Raw genomic sequence first — 20243 nt, 5'->3', positions numbered from 1 at the left:
TTGTTTTAAGGATTCCCTGCAGTTCAGGCTGCAGGGGCCTTTTTAAAGAAGCGGTCATTATTAAATGGAAATAAAACGAATTATATATGAATAAGAAGAAACTGATTATCTGTATTGCCGTTATATTGCTTGTAGCAGGAGGCGTTTATTTCTTTACAGGCAAGTCGTCGAAAGGTGGTATCAAGCTGGAAACGGCTAAAGTGAGCCGTGGCTCTATCACGAATACAGTGACAGCAACAGGCACTGTAGAGCCGGTTACCGAAGTTGAAGTCGGTACACAGGTGTCCGGTATTATCGACAAGCTGTATGCAGACTACAACGATGTTGTAAAAGCCGGGCAATTAATTGCTGAAATGGATAAAGTGAACCTGAAAGCGGAACTAGCCTCTGCACAGGCTCAACTTGCCAGTAGCAAAAGCGAATTTGAATATCAGCAAAAGAATTATTCGCGTAGTAAAGTCCTTTATGAGAAACAACTTATAAGTGATTCCGACTATGAAACGGCAACTTACAATTACGAAAAGGCAAAAGCTGCTTATGAGCAGAGCCAGGCTTCTATGGTAAAAGTAAACCGTAATCTGGAATATGCAACTATTACCAGTCCGATAGATGGCGTTGTTATCAATCGAGCCGTTGAAGAGGGGCAAACTGTTGCCGCAGGATTTGAAACGCCGACATTGTTTACTATCGCGGCAGACCTGACTAAAATGCAGGTTATTGCCGATGTTGATGAAGCCGATATAGGTATGGTTGAAGACGGACAACGTGTAAGCTTCACGGTGGATGCTTACCCGAATGATGTATTTGAAGGCAATGTAAAACAGGTTCGTTTGGGAGACAGTAGCAGCAGTAGCGGAAGCAGTACAACTTCGTCTACATCCACGGTTGTAACTTACGAAGTGGTTATCACTGCCGATAATCCGGATTTGAAGTTAAAACCCCGTCTTACGGCTAATATCACTATTTATACGATGGAACGGGAGAATGTGTTGACCGTTCCGACAAAATCACTCCGTTTTATTCCCGACGAGAGCCTGTTAACACCGATGGACATTACAGTAACGAATGCGAATATGGAAGCTTCGGCGGGTAAACGTCTGGTGTGGGTGAAGAATGGACAAAACCTGGAACCTCGCGCTGTTACAATTGGTTCGGCCAGCGGTAATAATACGGAAATAACGGACGGCGTACAAGAAGGGGAAGATGTAGTTGTAGACTTCGCTTCTGTAGCAAATGTTCCTGTGGTTGCCGAAACTACAGAAAAGAGCCCGTTTATGCCAGGCCCTCCGGGAAGCAACAAGAAGAATAATAAAGCGAAATGAAAGAAATTATAAAACTGGATAATATAAAGCGGGACTTTCAGGTCGGCGATGAAACTGTGCATGCTCTGCGTGGCGTTTCCTTTACTATCTGTGAAGGAGAGTTCGTTACTATCATGGGAACATCCGGCTCTGGTAAAAGTACTTTGCTTAATACGTTGGGCTGCCTTGATACTCCCACGAAAGGCGAGTATTATCTGGATGGCGTATCAGTTCGTACGATGGGAAAAAATGCCCGTGCTACGTTGCGTAACCGGAAGATAGGTTTTGTATTCCAGAACTATAATCTGTTGCCCAAAACCACAGCTGTGGAGAATGTAGAACTTCCATTAATGTATAATCCGTCCTACAATGCTACAGCCCGGAGAGAGAAGGCGATAAATGCCTTGATAGCCGTTGGATTGGGCGACCGCCTGGAACATAAAAGCAACCAGATGTCCGGAGGGCAAATGCAGCGTGTAGCTATCGCCCGTGCTTTGGTGAACGATCCCGCCGTGATTCTTGCCGACGAAGCTACCGGAAATCTGGATACCCGTACAAGTTACGAGATATTGGTACTTTTTCAGAGATTGCATGCCGAAGGACGCACTATCATTTTTGTGACACACAACCCGGAAATTGCTCAGTACAGCAGTCGTAATATAACCTTGCGTGACGGGCATGTCACTTCCGATGTGGAAAATAACAATATATTAAGTGCAGCGGAAGCTTTGGCCCGGTTGCCGAAGAACGATGATTAATAATTATTCAATGTGCAAATAGGCCAATAAGAAATGAGGCTGTACGGCAGTAACATATTAAATTGGCGCATTGGCATATTAACATATTAGCATATTTTTATAATGAACGGAACGAATTTGATAAAGATAGCACTCAGGGCATTAGCCAACAATAAATTGCGTGGTTTCCTGACTATGCTCGGGATCATCATTGGTGTTGCCTCCGTTATTACAATGCTTGCTATCGGACAAGGTTCAAAACGCAGCATACAGGCACAAATCAGTGAGATGGGTTCCAATATGATTATGATTCAACCCGGAGCCGATATGCGTGGCGGTGTTCGTCAGGACGCCTCTGCCATGGAAACCTTGAAACTTAAAGATTATGAAGATATTGTAGATGAAACCCGTTTCATTTCTTATACTTCTCCATCGGTAAACAGTAGCGGGCAGGCTATTTATGGCGCTAATAACACACCTACTACGGTATATGGCGTTAGTCCGGATTATCTGGATATACGCCGCTATAAAATACAAGATGGCGATATGTTTACCGAACAAGATATACAAACAGCCGCCAAAGTGTGTGTGGTGGGAAAAACTGTTATAGATAACCTTTTTACCAACGGAGAGAATCCGGTGGGCAAGGTGATACGATTTCAAAAACTTCCTTTCCGTATTGTTGGTGTACTGGAAAGCAAAGGATATAATAGCATGGGAATGGACCAGGACGATTTAATATTAGCTCCATACACAACTATTCAAAAAAAGATCCTGGCCATTACCCATTTGCAAGGCATAACCTGTTCGGCCCTTAAGGAAGATTACACCGATCAGGCAATTGACGAGATTACTGAAATACTCCGTCGCAACCATAAGTTGAAGGATAGCGATGAAGATGACTTTACCATCCGTAGCCAGCAGGAGTTGAGTACGATGTTGACAAGCACTACGGATATGATGACCGTGTTGTTGGCGGCTGTGGCGGGTATTTCATTACTTGTAGGTGGAATTGGAATTATGAATATAATGTATGTCAGTGTAACGGAGCGTACCCGTGAAATAGGTCTTCGCATGAGTATCGGAGCCAAAGGCATTGACATCCTTGCGCAATTTCTTATAGAGTCAATCCTGATAAGTGTAACAGGAGGATTAATAGGTGTAGTCTTGGGCGTTGGGGCAGCCCTGGTTGTGAACGGGGTTGCCCATTTCTCCATCTATATTCAGCCATGGAGCGTTATACTTTCATTTGCCGTGTGTACGGTTACCGGAGTATTCTTTGGCTGGTATCCGGCAAAGAAAGCGGCACAACTTGATCCTATAGAAGCAATACGCTATGAATAAAGGGAATATACAGCATTTTATTTAGTTCCCGGTCATATCTAAAAGGTATTTAATTATCTTTGTTCGTATGAATACAATAGACAACATATCAATTCCGTCACGCCCGCCTTTTAAACGCGTAGGGTTAATTATCCATGTGGTTGCATGGGCGATACTTTTTGGCCTGCCTTTCTTTTTTACGGGTAAAGAGCAACAGGAACTTACTGTCGTGAATTACATTCGCTCCATAATTCCTCCTTTGTCATTTATGGTTGTTTTCTATGTAAATTACTTTTTGTTGGTGAAACGCTTTCTGTTTACCCGGCAGATGTGGAAATTTTTTATAAGTAACGTATTGCTTATAGCTGCCGTGATGATAGCCGTACATATATTAATGCATCTGCTTCCACCTCCGCTAATGTCTCATCCTCCCAGAGAACGCGCTTTGCAAGAAATGGTAGGCTTCTTCTTTATCAATGCCATATTCTATATGCTGGTAGCCGGATTGAGTGTTGCCATAAAGATGACCGGAGGATGGTATGAAATAGAATCTATGCGGCAAGAGTTGGAAAAGAGCCGTGCTGAGGCCGAATTGCAAAATCTGAAAAGCCAGTTGAACCCGCATTTCCTGTTTAATACGCTGAATAATATTTACAGCCTGATCGCTTTCAGCCCGGAACGGGCACAAGGAGCAGTCCACGATCTGAGCCGTTTGCTTCGCTATGTGCTTTATGAGAGCAGTCAGCCGTTAGTCCCCTTGGAGAAAGATTTGGATTTCGTCCGTAATTATGTGGAACTGATGCGTATACGCTTGCCGGAACATGTGGAGCTGAAAACAGATATCCGGGAAGGAACGACGGATACACTTGTTGCCCCCTTGCTGTTTATTTCTTTGATAGAGAATGCTTTTAAACACGGTGTTAGCAACAGTAAGCCCTCTTTTATCCATATAGATATACATCCGAAAGAAGGACGTATTGTAGGAATTATCTGTAATAGTTACTTCCCGAAAGACTCAACGAAGGATAAAAGCGGCTCGGGTATCGGTTTGCAGAATCTCCGGCGTCGTCTGGATTTGCTTTATCCTGCCCGTCATGTATTTACGTATGGGCAAGAAGGAGAGATATATTGTTGTACCTTAGAATTGCAATTATGATATGAAACTGACCTGTGCAATTATAGATGATGAACCGTTGGCAATTAGTTTACTTGAAAGTTATGTCAACAAGACTCCGTTTCTGGAGCTGGCCGGTAAATATAATAGTGCGGTTAACGCATTGCCGGAGCTGAATAAACAACCGGTCGATTTGCTGTTTCTGGATATTCAGATGCCGGAACTGAGCGGCATGGAGTTTTCACGAATGCTGGAAGGAAATACACGGGTCATCTTTACAACGGCTTTTGAGCAATATGCCTTAGACAGCTATAAGGTAAATGCACTCGACTACCTGTTGAAACCTATCAGTTATCCGGATTTCCTGAAATCAGCAAACAAAGCTTTGCAATGGTATGAACTTTTAAATAGTAATGAAGCCGGAAAAGACGCTCCGCAAACAGTTCCGCCCTCCATTAAATCTATCTTTGTCAAGACAGAGTATAAACTGGTACAGATAGAACTCTGTAAAATTCTTTATATAGAAGGATTAAAGGATTATATTAAAATATTTGTGGAAGATGAGCCGCGCCCTGTTCTTTCGCTTATGAGTATGAAATCAATGGAAGAGATGTTGCCTGCCGATCATTTCATCCGGGTACACCGCTCATTTATCGTCCAGCCGGAGAAAATAAAGGTGATAGAACGAAACCGCATTGTTTTTGGTAAAGAATATATTCCGATTTCCGATAATTATAAACAGAAATTTATGGAGTTTTTGGGGCAGAGGTCGTTGTTGCCGTAATTGTTAACTGTAGAAACAACTTCTCCAGCCCTTTAGTCATTTTGGCCATGCTGCACGAATAGTTGTTGGAAAAGACCGCAACAGCATACATCTTTCCATTCATCGAGATGTAGCCGGCAAAGCTTCTTACACGTGTCATTCCGCCACTTTTCAGGCGGCAATTCCCTTGTAGCTTTGTCCCCTTCAGGAAATTACGGACAGAACCTTCCAATCCCGGTTGAGGCAGAGATGCGATAAAAGCCTCCGGTGCTTTTGATTTTGTAGCCATATAAACCAGCATATCCCCTATGAAACGGGCAGATACTTTATCGCCGGGAGCTAATCCGCTGCCGTCGTATATCCATAACGGGAAAGTGTCTAATCCGGCTTTCTCCCAATATTCCTTTGTAACGCGTATGCCCCGTTCAAAAGAAGAAATCACTTCATCCTTTTTGGGTACGTATTGTAATCCTACTGTTTTTATAAGAGCGTCGGCAAACAGGTTATGGCTAACGTGGTTTGTTATGCCGGCTATTTCTTTTAAAGTAGGCGAATAAGTTGTTACGATTGTTGTTGTTTTTGCATCGTCATTCCATCTTCCTTCTTCTTTTTCTATGCGATAGCAGGATGGTGAACCGGAAACCGGAATACCCGCCCTGTTAAGCGAGTCGGTCAGATAAGAAGCAAGGAATAAAGCTGGGTCCGGAATATCGCCCTTTAATGAATAATTTTCCCGGTTTGCAGGAAGCGTGCCATATAAATAACGTTCCGGCGAAAGAGGAGTTCCAACTATATAGGCGCTATCGGAAGATATGGGCATGGTTGTTAGGTAATTATGGAAACGGATAAAAGAAACGTCGGGTGTGCTGCCTGTTATTTCGGGGCGACTTCCTGCCTTGCCGGTCTTGAACGATAGCTTGTACATATTATCAAACACCGACAAGCCATAGCTTCCCGGCGCATAATAATTCCCCATATCTTCGCGTAACCATTTAATGGAAGAACCTTCTGAATCGAAAATACTTTCGTTGGAAATAACGGCTCCTTCTATTTTTTTGATTCCGGCTTTATGAATAGCATCTATCCACGAAGAAAGGAAAGAATTAGCTTCCGGCCCACAATGTGAAGAGCCAAGAGAAGGATCGCCGCTTCCTTTTATATATAAATTGCCTTTTAGTACACCGTTTTCAATAAAACCGTCATATTCCAGTGTGGTAGGAAAACGGAAATCTTCACCCAGAACCTCAAGAGCGGTAGCTGTAGATACCGTTTTCAATACAGACGCTGGAGATATATGAAGGTCTTCATTATACGCATAGATTGTTTTACCGGTTTGTACTTCTTTCATGACAAGGGAGAAAGAAGCTCCTTGCATATATGGCGCTTTCAGAAGCTCCTTAACGGGATAAGGAACTTGAGCCTTTGCCAATATTTGGAAACAAATTAATAAGCAAAGAGTTAATATTTTATTGTGTATCATGTCAATCTAGATTACTTTATTTTATCTTTGCCAACAAAGATAAAAATTAAATATGAATCCCTTGTTTGATAAACCATTTACATTTGACAGAGTAGTACGCATAGTATTCAGCATATTGATTATTGCCGGCATTATTTACCTGATAGCTTTGTTGCGCAATGCCCTGTTGCCCTTTTTAATCGCATGGCTGTTAGCCTATATGATGCAACCGTTTGTCCGTTTTTTCCAGTATAAGATAAAGCTGAAAAGCCGTATCCTTTCGATCATAGCCGTGTTGGTTTCCACGCTCTTGGTTGCAACTTTGTTATTTGTGATCCTCGTTCCTTCCATCACGCAAGAGATAAACCGCACGATGGAATTAATACAAGAGCATAACACATACGATCATATTCCAATGATTCCCCGTGCTTGGACTGAATTTATTGAAAAGAATATTGATCCTGAACAACTGGCACAATTATTAAGCAAAGAGAACATAGAGAATGCAGTTAAACAGATAGCACCCAAGATGTGGCTGCTGCTTACCAACACATTCTCCGTACTGTTTAGTATAACGATCGTCTTTGTTATATTCCTGTATTTTATTTTTATCCTGTTAGACTACGAACGAATAGCCAATGGCTGGATACATTTGATACCTTCCCGCTATCGTCCTTTTATACAAGGCCTGGCGGATGATGTAGAATACAGTATGAACCGCTATTTTCGGGGGCAGTCATTAATAGCACTGTGTGTAGGCGTTTTGCTGGCTATCGGATTTAAGATTGTCGGTTTTCCGCTGGCAGTTGTCTTGGGGCTGTTCATTGGAGTATTGAACCTTATACCTTATCTGCAAACTATCGGTATTATTCCGATGATATTGCTAAGTTTACTTAAGGCAGCCGAGACGGGAGAAAATTTCTGGGTAATATTCGGATTGGGTATTTTAGTGTTAGGAATCGTTCAATGTATACAAGATTTATACCTTACTCCCCGTATCATGGGGAAAGCGATGGGTTTGAATCCGGCCATTATATTATTATCTTTATCTATTTGGGGAACATTGTTAGGATTTATAGGCTTGATTATTGCCTTACCGCTTACTACGCTTTTTCTCTCTTATTATAAACGTTTTATTCTAATGGAAAATGATATAATTGTAGACGATAAACCTGAAAAACACTCCGACTTGGGAAAAAACAAGAGAGATGATACGTAAAAAAACGCATGAAATATTGCATATATAAAAAAAACACCTACCTTTGCACCCGCATTACGAAAGTAACGCATAGGCTGATTCGCTAGCTCAGCTGGTAGAGCACATCCCTTTTAAGGATGGGGTCCTGGGTTCGAACCCCAGGCGGATCACTAAATAAAAAGAATAATCAAGCAAATCCCTGATAATAAAACGTTATCGGGGATTTCTTTTTTCTAGCAGGTAGCAGAAAATAGCCGTTTCAAGCATATTATCGGTGGATAAATCGTGGGACTAAATTTAGTTCGAAAAAGTCCCATGAGTTTGTATCTTTCTCGCAGATTAATAGTGCTTTGAATAGTGATTCTTTGGAAGAAAATACATAGTTTTGTAACTCTAAAAACGGTGTATAAATGGCTAGAAAATCATTTTCTGTTTTGTTCTTTATCAAGAAAGCCAAATTATTAAAGAACGGAGAAACACCTGTGTGCGTGAGAATCACCGTAAACGGCTGTATGGTAGATGTTTCTATCAAAAGAAGCGGTCCTGTAAACCTGTGGAATCAGGCAAAAGAAAATTCAAAAGGAAAAGACCGTATGTCGGTAGAACTGAATCACTATTTAGAAATCACACGTTCACGCATTCACCAAATTTATAGAGAACTGGAAACTTCTGGCAAGGTTATTACTGTCGATCTCGTAAGAAAGTTGTTTTATGGTGTGGACGAAGATAGCAAAACACTATTACAGGTATTCAGGGAGCATAACGAACAAAGTCGCAAGTTGATAGGCAAAGACTTTGTTAGTAAAACTGTTCAACGGTATGAAACCACTATTCGATATTTAGTAGAATTTATTAAGAAAGAATATCAATTATCAGATATTCCTTTAAACGACATTCGTGCGCTACTTTGGTGCTGCTCGCCAATGGTGTACCCATTGAAACAGTATCTAAGATTTTAGGTCATACCAATGTCCGAACCACTCAAACTTATGCGAGGATTACTGACTTAAAGGTAAATAACGACATGGAAATGTTGACTCAAAAGTTGGACACTCCACACTGGACAGCCAGCCGTTGAAACCATGTTATCGTCAGATAACAGCAAGGCTTGATTGATTGAAAGTAAGATTTCAATATAGCAGGATTGAATGAAAACAATAAGCCATTCAATATTGATTGAAATACTGAATGGTTTATTTATTATAAGCGCATAATTACTTGCGGAAAGAAAATAAAACTCGCATCATGTGTAATGCCCTGTCAATCCCTATACATTCGTCAGAATTAGAAATATTTATTTCGGTCTGTATCTGAAAGAGTAATTTACTAACGTAGCTTTTAATTGCTGCATACTCCATACTCACAACATATTGCGCTATAACACAATGTTATAAAGATAACCTAATACAATAATAAATAAGGTTATCAATCCAAAGAATATCCCTATCAGCCGCCAAGTCATTACTTTTTTCAACAGCGTAGCTTCGGGCAATGACAGCCCAACAACTGCCATCATAAAAGCAAGCGCAGTTCCTATGGGGATACCCTTAGCTACAAAAACTTCAATTACCGGTACTATTCCGGCAGCATTGGCATACATTGGAACTGCAAACACTACTGATAAAGGAACTGCAAACCAATTATCCTTAGACATATACTGCTCAAAAAATCCTTCCGGCACATAGCCGTGCATAAATGCACCGATACCGATACCGATAAGTATATACAGAAGTACACCTCTGACAATGCCCCATGCTTCTTGCATGATAATCGGTAATCGTCTAAAGAACGGAGTATGCTCTTTTTCCCATGTTCCAGAGTCGGAAGTTGAATTTTGCTGAATTTGTTTTACCCAATCACTCAAATAAGGTTCCAATTTCATCTTGCCCAAAATAAATCCGCCTACCATACCCAACAGAATACCGCTAATCACATAGATAGTAGTAATGCGCAGCCCAAAAGTACCGATAAACATGGCAACAGCAACCTCATTCACCAAAGGCGAGGTTATCAGATAGGCAAATGTTACCCCCAAAGGAATGCCCCCTTTCACAAATCCGATAAACAACGGTATGGAAGAACAGGAACAGAATGGGGTAATAGCACCAAATAAGGCAGCAAAGAAATATTGCAATCCATATAGTTTACGAGAGGTCAAATAATTGCGCAAACGTTCTATCGGGAAATAGGCATTTATAATGCCCATTATCACGCTGATAAAAAATAATAATATCAAAATCTTTATCGTATCATAAAAAAAGAAGTTAATAGCTTCTCCTAAAGCTGTCGAAGCATCTAAGCCAAAGATGCCATACACCAGCCAATCTGCAAATCTTTGTATCATAATCCTATTATTGTTTGTAATAATACGAACAAGCTACCTAAAAAATTAGCGGTTACAAGCACATTTAGGCAGTTCTTGTTTTTTTATCTCTGTAATGTAGAATTTGGCAAATTCATTCTTGATTTCATTACGCACTCTTTCAAATTCACTTCTGATAAAGTCCGTTGTTCCTATTGCTTCCGAGGGGTCATCAAAACCAATATGCAACCGTTTCCCTACATTACCCTCAAAAGCTGGACACGTTTCGTTAGCACTACCGCATACTGTTATCACATAATCCCATGTATCACTTAAATAAGCAGTTACATTGGTAGGAATATGTCTACTTATGTCAATACCAACTTCTGCCATTGCTTCAACAGCCAAAGGATTAACTTTCTCTGCCGGATGTGTACCAGCCGAAAACACTTGTATATTCTTATCAAGCGATTGCAGGAAGCCATGCGCCATTTGGCTGCGACAACTATTTCCTGTGCATAAAATCAAAATTTTCATATTATACCCAAATTTATCAATCCATAATAAATGCCAACCAAGATAAACAGTATAGCTGCCATATAATTAAACCACTTCTGAAAAGTTTGCACACGATTATAAAACTTTCCTATCCCTGCTACACTGTATGCCAAAATCCAAGCAACAAGCATAACCGGAAGCCCTGTTGCCAATGCAAAAATGACAGGTAGCAAATACCCCTCACTTTCCATAGCCGACATGGGAATAAGCATGCCAAAATAAAATAATCCACTGGTAGGACAAAATGCCATGGCAAACAATATCCCCAGCAACAAACTACCCCATGAGCCTTTTAGTTTTTCTGTCTTTTCAGTAGCGGAAAATCCGAACTTTGGTAATTGCAATTTATCACCGAATAGCATAAACAACCCTATTAACATCAAAGCAGGAGCAAGTAGCAGTTCTCCCCATTCGCTGATACCTTTTTGTATGGCAAACATATCTGCACCCTTTCGGAGTATTGCGATAAGTATTGCGCCTAATGCAGAATAAGCCAATACACGCCCTAAAGTGTATAGAATACCATTTGTAAATATTCGGTTGCGGTTATTTATATCCTTACTGATAAATCCGATAGCGGTAATGTTGGTTGCCAATGGGCAAGGGCTTACAGCAGTCAACAGACCGAGTAGAAAAACGGTGATAATAGGTATTTCACTATTATCCAACCATGTTTGTAAGTATTCCATAAAACTGTGTTATTTTAGCAACTGGTTGATTTTCTGTTTTAATTCTTTCTTGAATGCCGCTGTATTGTTTCGGGCATTTTGAAAACCGAAACGTGTCATATCGTTGCGTTCTTCTTTGCCGTTTTTCCATTTATTTACATAGAGAGATGACCAGCTTACACGATATTTCTCTGCCAGTCTTTCGCCTTCAGGTGTTGAAATATCTACTTCTTTGAAACGAAGTTTACCATTTCTGACCAATTCCGCCAAATCTGTATCAACTACTTCTTTCGTATATCTCTCAATGGTTTTGCAAGTTACACAACGTTGTTTTCCATGAAAATAAAGAACTTCCATATAGGTGTCTGTCGCAATCTGAGCCATTCCCCAAATAGAAAACAAACAAGCAATAGTAAGGAATAAAAAGCGTTTCATCACACTCTGATTTACTTGGTTAATACATCTTTTACCTCTTTGGCAGAAAGTTTGCCTTTTGCCACTACCTTACCGTCCACGACAAGAGCCGGAAGTGTCATTACATTGTATTCCATAATCTTCATCAAATCTTCTTCTTTGGTTATTATTGCTTCCAAAGCTAATTCTTTTACTACTTGCTCAACTGTTGCATACAGAGCCTTACAACCTGCGCAACCTGTTCCTAATACTTTAATCTCCATAATTTATAAATTTATTATATTAAACGTAATTCGCAAAACAACGAACATTGATATTAAAAAAGGGGATTATCAGCAACACTCCCCCGATTTACAGATACATTGCCCGAAAAACTCCTTAAAGAGTTCACGAGCCAGTTGCCAATTCTCTCGGTTGATACAATATTTTACTTTAGGCGTTTCCACCTCTCCTTGTATAAGCCCTGCATCTTTCAACTCTTTCAAATGTTGGGACACCGTTGCTTTAGCAATAGGAAGTTCTTCGTGAATATCCCCAAAATAACACGTTTTCTGCTTTACTAAAAAGTGCATAATGGCAATTCGAGCAGGATGTCCCAATGCTTTAGCAAATCTCGCCAACTGTTCTTGCGTAACCGTATAATCTTTCTTTTCTTCCATATCTTGAATATTGTTCGCAAATATACGAACAATATTCAAGATGGCAAATTTCATTATATTTTTTTTCAGTGCAAGGTGCAAGCGTATATATATATTCATTATCAATCACTTGCAAAATTCAAAAATAATGCGTACATTTGAACCAAGATGTTGGCAGACAGACACTGGATAACAGCAAACCGTTTTTAAGGGCTAAAACGTGACGGTTGCAAAGCCAAAATTTTTGAAAGTACTGATATTGAGGAAAAAATAACGTTTGGTTCATAACCCAAGCGGATCACAAGAGAAGCTAAGAAAGAGAAGAAATTCAATGTAAATCCCTGATCTCGTTTAGAAATCAGGGATTTCCTTTTTCTGTCGATAGGTAAAAAGCAAGTGTTTTTCATCTATTATGTCAAAAACTAAGCCTGATATTTGATTCGTAGGTATTTTTTAATCGATTTTTCTCGACAAACTCTGTCGGAGTACAACCATATTTATTGGTAAATGCCCTATAAAAGCTGGCTCTGCTTGAGAATCCGGATTTGAATACGATCTCGTCAATTGTAAATTTCGATTTAAGCAACAAATTTTCCGCTTCTACTAATTTGCCTTCCCGGATAATCTCTAATAATCCTTTATCTGTTACTTCCTTTAACTTGCGATAGAGGGTGCGGAGGCTCATTCCTAATTCGGAGGCAATAAAGTCAGGGGATAATTCTTTGTTTTGTATATTCTTACTGATTATTCCGTACACCTTTCTCAAAAACTTGCGATGTTCTGTATGCTGTAGTTTCCCCATATCCAGTTCATATGCACTTAATGGAGAATTGAAATAATTTTTTAAGTCTTCTTTCCTTCCTAAAAGCCGTTTTATAGTTGTTTTTAGGTGTTTAGGATCAAAAGGCTTTGTTATATATATTTCAGCTCCTGCATTTAAGGCTTTCGTTTGTATTTCAATATCATGAGCCGCAGATACAATAATCAAAGGGATGTGGGAAGTGGTTTTATCTGCTTTTAAAATTTTAGCCAACTTAATACCATCTATATCGTCCATCATCATGTCACACAGGATAATGTCGCTATGTTTTTGGGTAAGAATGTCGACTGCTTTTGACGAATTTCTTACCGGTAACACATTAAATTCATCAGAAAGTATATCGCATATGAGCCAAAGCATCTCGGGATCATCATCTATAATTGCAACTGTAAACCTTCCGTCTTTATATGTATACTTTGGTTGTAGGATTCCAAATTCTGGTATAATCACATCATCTAAACCTTCATTAAAATCCGTGTTACGGGATGTCTTGCTCTTGATTTCCAAGAAAGGTAAATTTACAACAAATGTTGTATATTCATCAGGAATACTAATAACGCTTATGCTTCCAGACAATAGTTTCACCATACTCCCTGTAACAGTAAGCCCTAATCCGTTCTGTTTCCAACCTCTTTGTTTTTCATTGGAAGAGATTAAAAAACGATTAAAGATGCGATCCATATCTTCCTTTACTATACCTTTCCCCTTATTGGTAACTTTAAGAATAAGCGATTCATTCTCAACGTTCATTTCGACTAGAACTGCATCATCATTTGAGTATTTCACAGCATTTGATATCAGGTTTATCAAGATAGTAGTCAGGAATTTTTCATCTGTATTCCAGTTAAGATCTACAGCATATCGTTTTTCTATTCGAATATTGTGTCCCTGCACGTTTATTTTAAATGCTCCAATCACGCGATTAGCGACAGCCGAGACATTCAGTTCTGTTATTTCTGGTAATTTGTATCCAATCTCCATTCGTTTAAACTCCATCAAATCGCTTATCAGTGAATTCATACGTTTGGCGTTTCGTTTTATTATATCTGCATATTTCTGAACCGATGGAGAAATGTTCTTCTGATTGAGAATAAGATTACATGGTCCCGAAATCAAAGTCAAAGGAGTGCAAAATTCATGGGCTATATCAATGAAAAAGTCCAATTTAGCTTCATAGATATCTTCTTTCCGCCGTTGTTCTGCTTGGGCAATTTCTTCTTTCTTTGCTTTCTTTCTTCGTTTTGATAAAACATACACAAAAAGGTACACCAGCAATAATCCCAACAAGAAATAAACAATATAAGCATAAACAGATTTGTACCAAGGGGGAAGTACCTTTATGGAAATACTTTGAGCATAACTCTCTTTATTTAGCATTTTATTATAGTACTTTATATAGAGATCATAAGTGCCCGGAGAAATATCCGTAAAAGAAATCGTTCCTGAATTTTCATTATTTACCCAAGGTCCATTTCCTATTTTGTAATAATAGATGTAATTGTTCCCATTGACATAATCTAATGCTCTAAAGGATAGAGAAAATACATTTTCATCTGATTTGAAGATCAGTCGATCCGATCCTTTTTTTCTGAAATCATTGATACTCTTATTAATTCCAAACAAAGACAATCTTTCAAGAGAAAGCCTTGGCATGTAATCCATTGCCTCATCGTAATCATTATATTGAATAGCTGTAAACCCATTGATTCCTCCAAAAAACAACTTGTTGTTTTTTATATCTTTAAACGATGCCCCATTATTATATTCAAAAACGGGAAATCCATAGGAGTAGTCAATAGACTGAATACTGTTTTTTTTCAAATTATATATAATCAAGCCATTATCCGTACTTAACCAGTAGTCTCCCCAATTACCGGAAAGTATATCCTTGCTTGTTATGTCATTTAAAATAGATATATTGTTTATCGAATCATCATTTAGAGAAAACCGAAAACAACCGAAATCAGTAGCGGCCATATAATCAAACTCGTTTATAGATGTAATCTGATTAGTAGCTTTAAGTCTTTTGTCTGTTAGTTTGACTTTTTTAAGTTTGTCATCCTTCATTTCAAAAACGCCATTGCCAGTATTGGTAAATAACATCTTTTCTCTATTTGCATATATGGATGAAAAACGGTTGGAAGCATCATCTTGGTTGCTCGCTGAATATAATTGTATATGCCGGATTTGAGGTACTCCATCTTTATATTCCACTGACGTTTTCACAATTCCTTTCTCATAACAAGCTAACCATAGAGTAGAGTCTTGTTCATAAATAGCACGGATGTCGGTGGCTAAGACATTGTGTAGTACAGATATATTTTTGTTCTTATATGAATAAAATGCTAGTCCTGATTGACAGCCGATCCAAAGCCCTTGTCTTGACTCGTGGAATGAATAGATATTATTGTCGGGTAATCCGTTGTTTTTCGATATTTTTTTTACAACGTTTATTTCTTTATCAAGACTATAGTCTGGCAATAAGACAACACCCGTCCCTTCTGTTCCTATCCAGAGAGCACCTTGGTTATCCAAGCAAATTGCAGTTGAAGGTCTTAACATCTCAGGACACAAATCTGAGAATAGATATGATTTAATAAAGTATGGTTCAAAAGAATAGGTATAAAGACCATCTCCTAAAGTATTTATCCATATTAAATCCTGAAAACGATCTTTTACAATACTGCTTACTCCGCCTTTTATTGGAATTTGTTTTACATGATTATTTATTATTTGAAAAAGTCCTGATTCCGTTCCAAAATAAAACTCATTTTTGAAAACAACACCTGCAGTTATCTTCCCTTTATCAGCAAGCAAAGATTTTACATTAGAAATATAGGAAGTGCTATTGTTCTTTATATCAAACTTGTAAAAAATATATTCTTCATCAATAAAGAAAATGGTACCCTCATCCGTAAAACAGAATGATACATTTGAAGACAACCTTACTTCTGGTTTCTCTTTCAGATATACAAGTTCATTATTATATGATATTTCAAAACTTCTCAAACATCCATCATCTGTCAGAATTCTCAGTATATCATTATCATCAACAAAAAAGATTTTTATTTTTGTAGCTATTAGTTCTGGAATGATAACGTTATCATAATTTTCTTGAAGATGAGGTTTATAATATACAAATCCATTACCCTGAATAATAAAACTAGTACTTTTACTATCAACGGCTGAAAAAGATACATTATTAAACATCTCGAAAGCCGTTTTTGTGTTTGAAGCGGTATTTATAACATACAATCCATAGAGTGTTTCCACAAAAACATCTCCTTTTGGGCTCCCATCTATTTTTTGAATTCCTTTATATCCATTTAATGAAATCACATCTTTGCCATCATATGTATTTAGCCCGCTGTTCGTACCTATCCATATCAGTCCATCTTTATCCTGAAACACCGAGTTAATCACACCACCTCCATTCCTTAACGCAGCTTTTCGTAAATTAAATGCAGACGAATTAGGAACAAGCAGTAAAAGGCAGCTCAAGAGCGTATAGAATCTTGTCATAATATTAACAGATGTTTATGCCATACAAATATAAACAAACAATGACAATACTGTCTCATTTTGTGCCATATTTAATCACTTTGCTTTAAGTGTTTTTGAGGTGTTATAAGGTCCTCTATATTTGCATCAAATAATTAAAATATGGAAAATATAGTCTTACTTCTTATTTGCACAATATTTTGCGCATGTATAAATAGAAACAAGAATACAGATCAAACAACAATTGCCTTAGAATATGAAGTCTTATTTTCTGCCAATACGAATATATCTGTTCCCGAATATCAGATTTTAGGTAATGACCATCATCCGGATGCCCAATCAGGAAAACAAGGTAATCGTGAATGCAATCTTTCTGTATCTGATGTGCATATTCCTGTTGGCAAAAATTATTAGAAACATTATTAAATATCAAGAATATGAAACGTGCTAATATTCTGACACTCATCGTGCTTGTTCTTTGTATAAACGTCTTTAATATAACTGCTGCACAAATTGAAGGCATAGTTCAAGAGAAGATTACAAGTAGCCCTATTGACATGGCTGATGTTATCCTGATGGATAAAAGTACTACTATGGTCGTAAGCCATGTTTATTCCGAACCGGATGGTCATTTCCATTTTAAGGACATAAAAAAAGGAGAATATTCTTTGATGATCCGATTAATCGGGTATGATATTTTAAAAAAAGAGTCAATTCTTGTCGATACTTCGACAACGAGATTGGATATGGGAGTTATTGAGTTACAGCCTTTGGAAATAGGCCTAGCGGAAGTTGTAATCGAAGCTTCGAAAAAACAAATCATTTATAAATTAGACAAAAAAATTATTGAAGCTTCAAATAATCTGATGGGAAGCGGAGGGACAGCTGTTGATATTCTCGAAAATACGCCTTCCATTCGCGTAGGAGTAGATGGTGAAGTTACTTTCAGGGGCAGTAGTGGCTTTAAAGTCTATATCGACGGGAAACCGAGTTTTTATTCCGGAACTCAAGCTTTACAACAAATTCCTGCAGGACAAATTGAAAATATAGAAGTAATCACCACTCCTTCATCCCGTTATGACACTGATGGAGAAGTCGGTATGATTAATATCATTACTAAAAGAAATACACAACAAGGCATGAACGGAATGGTTAATATTTATGGAAGTACAGCTCTTTCCAATGGAGCCGACTTTTTGTTATCACAACAATATAATAAATTTCAGTGGTTTTTAGCGGGGCATTGGAATCAGCCAATTCGTGAAAGTGATTTCTATCAAAGTAAAGGGACTATGGTGAACGAAGTCTCCACCGTCTCTATATCTGATGGCCCTCGAAAAAGCAAAAATTATCATTATGGTTTGCGTGGAGGTTTTATTTATGCTTTCACGCCTAAGACTTCTATTAATGCAGAATTACAAATTGTATATGACAAGTTTACTCGCGAAGGGAATTTAAATTATGCCGAAACCAGTACTCACTCTAACGGAAATACTTATTCTTATAGTTATAACAGTCATGATGACTTTGATCTTCATTCGACCGTAAACAATGCTAAAGCCGGTTTTTTACATAAATTTAGCAACGATGGACATCAACTTTCCGGGAGTTTTATGGTCGGATACGAAGGCGATCCTCTTGAATACTTCCAGAGTGATCTTTTCAATAAGGATAATCAACGTGAGCATGGACATCGTGCCTGGGAAGACGAAATACGTTGGACAGTACATGGAAATATAGACTATACGCTACCATATAGTGAAACTGGGCGACTTGAAAGCGGTTATCAATATCATTCCTATCTGGAAGACGGGGACTATAGCATGCAATTTTGGAATCCGGAAAAGCAAGAATTCTATTGGCGCAACGATATCTACAATACATTCTATTTTCAACAAGGAATCCATTCTGTTTATCTGATCGGCTCAGATAGTTATAAAACATTTGATGCTCAAGTTGGTGTTCGAGGAGAACATACCCATCGTGTTTTGCGCAGCTCTATCAAAGGAGCAAATCGCACAGTAAATAAATTTGAGATATTTCCTTCAGTACATATAGGATATAATATGCCAAAAGACCAAAAACTTACATTTGCATACTCCTATCGTACCAATCGCCCCGAACTGTTTTTTATGGAACCTTACATTACCTACCGTGATTTTTATACAGCTGAAATTGGAAATCCTGATATTCGCCCCGAATATATAAACTCTTTTGAACTCACTTATAAAAAAAATCTGAAGGAACATATATTGCAATCCAGTTTGTTTTATCGTTCCCGTACAGACAAGATCGAACGGCTTCGTGTGCCGTATGAGGCCGGAGTAACGTTAGACTCGATGGCTAATGTCGGAAACGATTATGCTTTAGGGCTTGAACTCAATGCCCAACTCAAATTGAATAAATGGTGGGATCTCAATGTGAATGGCAATATTTACTATTATAAGGTCGTAAACAATCTGCTTTCCGGAGGCAAAAAAGAAACCAGTACAAACTATGATATTACTATCAATAACCTTTTCCGTATTCATAAAAACACCCGTATTCAATTAGATGGTAATTTTGTTGGGCCTACTGTGAACACGCAAGGCAGGTCCGAATCTTTCTGGTTTGTAAATTTAGCAGTACGACAACAACTGTTCAGTCCTAACCTGCAATCCACACTGTCGTTTCGCGATATATTCAATTCTGCCCGTTACAGAAATACTATTCTGACATCAGATTTGAATTCCATAACCCGTATTCGCCCGCATTATCCGGTAATTACATTATCTATTAGTTATACATTTAACAATTATAAGAAGAGTCAGCAACAATCAAGAGATAATAGAGATTTGTTTGAAGGAACGAATTTTTAAAACAGAAAATAAAAAAGTAACAGCATATAGAATCAAACAAGGCTTCGGCCTGGTTATCAATATTCACTTTTAAATTTTATACTTGTGAAAGAATTAGCAAGAGAGAGGTTAATCAGCTTATTATCTGAACCTATACAAGTTACACAGGACATAGTCTGGCCACTTTCAAACGAAATTTTGCTAAAGTGAGTGATTTGACTCCTCAAAATTCTGTTATTCCAGTCGTTGGCGATCGATACAATGCAGAGCAGCAGAAACAGGTAGGGTATTGAAAATCTGTAAAATTGGTAGTTTTATCGGTAATTTATCTAATGTCATAACAGATAAGCTGTACTACCTTTGTTCACATCATTAATTAAATGATAAAAGATATGAAACTATGATGAAGATACAAGTAATCCCGATGTGTTTGTCTCCAAAAACACATTTGCATTCAAAGATTTTGACGAAAGTACAAACAACGAGGATTCTATGGAATTGCCATCGTTTAGACAAGTTGGAATTATCATGGATTGGTTTGAGCTGCCTGCCGATTTATTTTCTTAAAGCCAATCGACAAATAAAAGGATGACGTTATGAAAAAGTTATT

General features: G+C 38.3%; 16 protein-coding genes, 1 tRNA gene and 3 pseudogenes. 12 read left to right on the top strand and 8 right to left on the bottom strand.

What is annotated here, in order from left to right; genetic code table 11:
- Positions 1-86 precede the first annotated feature (86 nt).
- From C1721_RS04260 to C1721_RS04240, 5 genes are all read left to right on the top strand, one after another.
- Positions 87-1322, top strand: coding sequence for an efflux RND transporter periplasmic adaptor subunit (locus tag C1721_RS04260; RefSeq protein ID WP_102407298.1), 1236 nt, complete (start codon positions 87-89; stop codon positions 1320-1322).
- Positions 1319-2059 carry an ABC transporter ATP-binding protein gene (locus C1721_RS04255; protein ID WP_102407297.1) on the top strand — a complete coding sequence of 247 codons (741 nt, stop codon included), beginning with the start codon at positions 1319-1321 and terminating at the stop codon, positions 2057-2059. Before C1721_RS04260 ends, C1721_RS04255 begins: the two co-directional genes overlap by 4 nt.
- Positions 2060-2161: 102 nt before the next feature.
- Positions 2162-3382, top strand: coding sequence for an ABC transporter permease (locus C1721_RS04250; protein ID WP_102407296.1), 1221 nt, complete (start codon positions 2162-2164; stop codon positions 3380-3382).
- Positions 3383-3449: 67 nt separating this feature from the next.
- The gene (locus tag C1721_RS04245) at positions 3450-4517 is read left to right on the top strand and encodes a sensor histidine kinase (protein WP_102407295.1); all 1068 of its coding nucleotides are present in this window, start codon (positions 3450-3452) and stop codon (positions 4515-4517) included.
- Between the two features lies 1 nt (position 4518).
- On the top strand, positions 4519-5259 hold the full coding sequence (locus C1721_RS04240) for a LytR/AlgR family response regulator transcription factor (RefSeq protein WP_102407294.1): 741 nt from the start codon (positions 4519-4521) through the stop codon (positions 5257-5259).
- Here C1721_RS04240 and dacB read toward each other — a convergent pair.
- On the bottom strand, positions 5222-6718 hold the full coding sequence (gene dacB, locus C1721_RS04235; protein ID WP_102407293.1) for a D-alanyl-D-alanine carboxypeptidase/D-alanyl-D-alanine endopeptidase: 1497 nt from the start codon (positions 6716-6718) through the stop codon (positions 5222-5224). The two genes, C1721_RS04240 and dacB, sit on opposite strands and share 38 nt — an antisense overlap.
- 52 nt (positions 6719-6770) lie before the next feature.
- Between dacB and C1721_RS04230 the strand changes: the two genes are divergently transcribed.
- The 4 genes and pseudogenes from C1721_RS04230 to C1721_RS04215 form a co-directional block, all read left to right on the top strand.
- On the top strand, positions 6771-7916 hold the full coding sequence (locus C1721_RS04230; protein ID WP_102407292.1) for an AI-2E family transporter: 1146 nt from the start codon (positions 6771-6773) through the stop codon (positions 7914-7916).
- Positions 7917-7992: 76 nt separating this feature from the next.
- Positions 7993-8065: transfer RNA gene (locus C1721_RS04225), tRNA-Lys, on the top strand.
- Between the two features lie 240 nt (positions 8066-8305).
- Positions 8306-8797: pseudogene (locus tag C1721_RS04220) on the top strand (site-specific integrase); the annotation flags it as partial.
- A pseudogene (locus C1721_RS04215) lies at positions 8779-8973 on the top strand (tyrosine-type recombinase/integrase); the annotation flags it as partial. The pseudogenes C1721_RS04220 and C1721_RS04215, both read left to right, overlap by 19 nt.
- A 297-nt stretch (positions 8974-9270) precedes the next feature.
- Here the strand turns inward: C1721_RS04215 and C1721_RS04210 are convergent.
- From C1721_RS04210 to C1721_RS04180, 7 genes are all read right to left on the bottom strand, one after another.
- Complete coding sequence (locus tag C1721_RS04210) at positions 9271-10239, bottom strand: permease (protein WP_102407290.1); 969 nt, start codon at positions 10237-10239, stop codon at positions 9271-9273.
- Between the two features lie 45 nt (positions 10240-10284).
- Positions 10285-10734: an arsenate reductase ArsC gene (locus C1721_RS04205; RefSeq protein WP_102407289.1), complete on the bottom strand. Its 450-nt coding sequence runs from the start codon at positions 10732-10734 to the stop codon at positions 10285-10287.
- Positions 10731-11444, bottom strand: a complete 714-nt coding sequence (locus tag C1721_RS04200) for an aromatic aminobenezylarsenical efflux permease ArsG family transporter (protein WP_102407288.1) — start codon at positions 11442-11444, stop codon at positions 10731-10733. Before C1721_RS04200 ends, C1721_RS04205 begins: the two co-directional genes overlap by 4 nt.
- 9 nt (positions 11445-11453) lie before the next feature.
- Positions 11454-11858 carry a nitrophenyl compound nitroreductase subunit ArsF family protein gene (locus C1721_RS04195; RefSeq protein WP_102407287.1) on the bottom strand — a complete coding sequence of 135 codons (405 nt, stop codon included), beginning with the start codon at positions 11856-11858 and terminating at the stop codon, positions 11454-11456.
- An 11-nt stretch (positions 11859-11869) separates the two neighbouring features.
- Complete coding sequence (locus C1721_RS04190; protein ID WP_102407286.1) at positions 11870-12100, bottom strand: thioredoxin family protein; 231 nt, start codon at positions 12098-12100, stop codon at positions 11870-11872.
- 69 nt (positions 12101-12169) lie between these two features.
- Positions 12170-12550 carry an ArsR/SmtB family transcription factor gene (locus C1721_RS04185; RefSeq protein WP_199830397.1) on the bottom strand — a complete coding sequence of 127 codons (381 nt, stop codon included), beginning with the start codon at positions 12548-12550 and terminating at the stop codon, positions 12170-12172.
- Positions 12551-12890: 340 nt separating this feature from the next.
- The gene (locus tag C1721_RS04180; RefSeq protein WP_102407285.1) at positions 12891-16817 is read right to left on the bottom strand and encodes a hybrid sensor histidine kinase/response regulator transcription factor; all 3927 of its coding nucleotides are present in this window, start codon (positions 16815-16817) and stop codon (positions 12891-12893) included.
- A gap of 141 nt (positions 16818-16958) precedes the next feature.
- Between C1721_RS04180 and C1721_RS04175 the strand changes: the two genes are divergently transcribed.
- From C1721_RS04175 to C1721_RS16265, 3 genes and pseudogenes are all read left to right on the top strand, one after another.
- Positions 16959-17210, top strand: coding sequence for a hypothetical protein (locus C1721_RS04175; RefSeq protein WP_102407284.1), 252 nt, complete (start codon positions 16959-16961; stop codon positions 17208-17210).
- Between the two features lie 23 nt (positions 17211-17233).
- Positions 17234-19654 (top strand): TonB-dependent receptor, encoded by a 2421-nt coding sequence (locus C1721_RS04170; RefSeq protein ID WP_102407283.1) that lies wholly within the window; start codon positions 17234-17236, stop codon positions 19652-19654.
- Between the two features lie 137 nt (positions 19655-19791).
- Positions 19792-19872, top strand: a pseudogene (locus C1721_RS16265) (AraC family transcriptional regulator); the annotation flags it as partial.
- Between the last annotated feature and the right edge of the window lie 371 nt (positions 19873-20243).

This window comes from Parabacteroides bouchesdurhonensis (assembly GCF_900186615.1).
Taxonomy (GTDB): domain Bacteria; phylum Bacteroidota; class Bacteroidia; order Bacteroidales; family Tannerellaceae; genus Parabacteroides; species Parabacteroides bouchesdurhonensis.
This window is presented reverse-complemented; position numbering and strand designations above follow the sequence as displayed.